At 39.4% G+C, this 970-nt stretch carries 1 protein-coding gene; it reads right to left on the minus strand.

Translation table 11 applies throughout. The features are described 5' to 3' along the window. Positions 1–772 (minus strand): GGDEF domain-containing protein (locus AB4232_RS03850; RefSeq protein ID WP_372086282.1); only part of this gene is annotated, 772 nt, incomplete at its 3' end. Between the last annotated feature and the right edge of the window lie 198 nt (positions 773–970).

The following is a 970-nucleotide window of genomic DNA, read 5'->3' on the forward strand; positions in this document are numbered from 1 at the left end:
ACTCTTCACCACCAAATCGGTAAGCAGAAATCCCTTCACGGCACATTTGTTTTAATTTGCGCGCAATGCCTTTAAGAACCATGTCGCCAAATAGGTGGCCATAAGTGTCGTTGAAGTTTTTAAAATGATCGATATCGAGAAGAATTAAACACAGAGGTTGTTTCGCTTCACACAAGGTTTCTATATCACGGTCGAAAGAGCGACGGTTATAGAGTGTCGTTGTGCTGTCAAAGAGTGCATCTTTCTGCACTTCGACTAGCTGAGACTTTAGCTTAGTGATTTCTGATGTCGCAGAATTCAACTGAGAATTTAAAAATTGAGTAGAGTGACGAATATGACGAGATTCAGAAACTAACTGACGAACTAAAGACATGACTTCATCGATCGATAAACTTTCATTGTCAACGCGGGCTAAATCTTCGAAGCTTTTATCAATCATCTCAGAAAAAGCAGAGGTATCGGTCAGTGTGTCATTCATCGAATTCGAAACTTCCGAGACCAACAATTCTAAATTGGCGCGGAGGTCATTGATATTCGTTTCAGACTTGCTAGCAACATAATTATTGTAAAGCTGCTCACCAACGGCTGGAGGACAAATGCCATAGTATTCCAAGATACCATCCATGTCTTTTGTCAGCTGTGGGATAGCATTGTCAACATAGGTGTACCAAAGTGCGTAATTTGCAGGTGTAGTAGACACCCGGTTCTTCATCATAAGAGGCACCGCTTTTTTTAGATTTGCGGTGGATTTTTGAAATTCGTCTTTTTTCATGATTTTTACTGCAGATACCAAACTAACTAAGCCACTGCGACCAAGATTAGCGGATTTTACCGATCTTTGCTTTAAAAATTATATAATTAATGGATGAGGATTGGGCAAACAACTCATTTTCATTATGGAAATCGATTGCATATTTATATCGAACAATAAGTAGGGTGTTATTTAACCAAAGAGGAGAGGTCCGGTTTT

Source organism: Vibrio sp. 10N.286.46.A8 (assembly GCF_041470165.1).
Lineage (GTDB): Bacteria > Pseudomonadota > Gammaproteobacteria > Enterobacterales > Vibrionaceae > Vibrio > Vibrio tasmaniensis_A.